2 protein-coding genes are annotated in these 1,649 nt (G+C 60.0%); both read left to right on the forward strand.

Going from position 1 to position 1,649, the window contains the following annotated elements; genetic code table 11:
- A partial coding sequence (locus tag RMO15_RS20395; protein ID WP_309716194.1) for a DUF1559 domain-containing protein occupies positions 1-764 on the forward strand: 764 nt, incomplete at its 5' end.
- Positions 765-792: 28 nt separating this feature from the next.
- The coding region (locus RMO15_RS20400; RefSeq protein ID WP_309716197.1) for a glycosyltransferase family 4 protein at positions 793-1,649 on the forward strand (857 nt) is incomplete at its 3' end.

Genomic DNA, 1,649 nt, shown 5'->3' on the forward strand with positions numbered 1-1,649 from the left:
CCCGCGAGAAAGCCCGCCAGACGAGCTGTCTTTCCAACATGAAGCAGGTCGGTCTTGGGATCATGATGTACTCACAAGACTATGATGAGACATTTCCACTAGGGTCTTATATTCTGGGCACGATGACGGCTGCCGTCACCTGGCAAGACTTAGTCGAGCCCTATGTGAAGTCGGGTGCGGGCGCGACCAATGTCAATATCGTTGGGCGGGTGGATGCTCCGTTTTGGATCTGCCCAAGTATCACACCCAATGGATCAAACCTGCCCATGGCCCCAGGCGACACGATCCCTTTTGCTACGGCGGGCGTCTCTCCGATTACGAACTTCTACTCCAAGGCATTCAGCTACATGAACAACAGTAACCTGATGCCCACCAGCCACCGCTCCGCCCCCACCACGGGTGTCAACGGCTGGTTTCCCTTAGGAATTCAGACGATGCCTGCAGTCGAGTCGCCAGCTCAGCGCATTCTCGCCTGCGAGGGCATGGGCTACGTCGGCAATACCGGCGGCGATGACTGGACCACCAACTGCACAGTCGGGGTGGAGACGGGCTTTCCCAACCTACCAGGACGCTTATTGGGCCGTGCGGACAACTACTGTGGGGCGCGCTACCGCCACAGCGGTGGGGCAAACTACACCCTCGCCGATGGCCATGCGAAGTGGTTCAAGGCTCCGAACAACTCGTGGCGTGCCCGTAGCACCCAGGGCGCTGCCTGGCGCAAGTCGCTGGCTCCCAATGCCAGTGTCTGGTTCCGCGAGGACTAAATCGCCTCTTACCGGGTAGAATCTCCCCATGCGACTGGTGTATCTGACCACAGGAACGGGGAGCTTCTACTGCGGGAGCTGTATGCGCGACAATGCGCTCGTGCTGGCGCTTCGCAAGCGCGGCCACGATGCGCTCTTGGTGCCGATGTATCTCCCCCTCACATTAGATGAGGTCTCAGCAGCAGAGAACATTCCCGTGTTCTACGGTGGGATCAACGCCTACCTGCAGCAAGTCTCGCCCCTCTTTCGCAAGACCCCACGCTGGCTCGACAAACTCTTCGACTCTCCCAAAGCGCTGGCCAGTGCGGGGAAACGCGCTGGAATGACCCGCGCTAGCGAGCTAGGCCCCATGACACTCTCGATGCTAAGGGGCGAAGAGGGAAACCAGAGCAAAGAGCTGGAGCGCCTGGTGGAGTGGCTAGCGAGCGAGAAACCCGACTGGGTGATCCTCTCCAACGCGCTTCTTTTAGGGATAGGACGCAGAATCCGCGAGGCAACGGGTGCCAAGATCGCCTGCACGCTCCAGGGAGAAGACGGTTTTCTGGACGCGCTGGGCAAGCCCTACTCCGAGCAGTGCTGGCAGCTTGTCGGCGAGCGTGGCGCGGAGTTCGATGCGCTGATTCCCGTGAGCCGCTACCACGGCGATTTAATGCAGAACCGCGCCAAGCTTCCCCCCGAAAAGCTTCATGTCGTCTACAACGGCATTGATCTCACCGGCTACGCTCCTCGCCTCGAGCCGCCCAAAACACTCACGCTCGGCTACCTAGCACGCATGTACGAGCCCAAGGGTCTGGGAACTCTCATCGAGGCGTTTTGCTTGCTCGCCCCCCGCCTGCCGCAGCTCAAGCTAGCCATTGCCGGAGCACAAATCGGCTACGACTCGTT

This window comes from Armatimonas sp., from assembly GCF_031410135.1.
GTDB lineage: Bacteria > Armatimonadota > Armatimonadia > Armatimonadales > Armatimonadaceae > Armatimonas.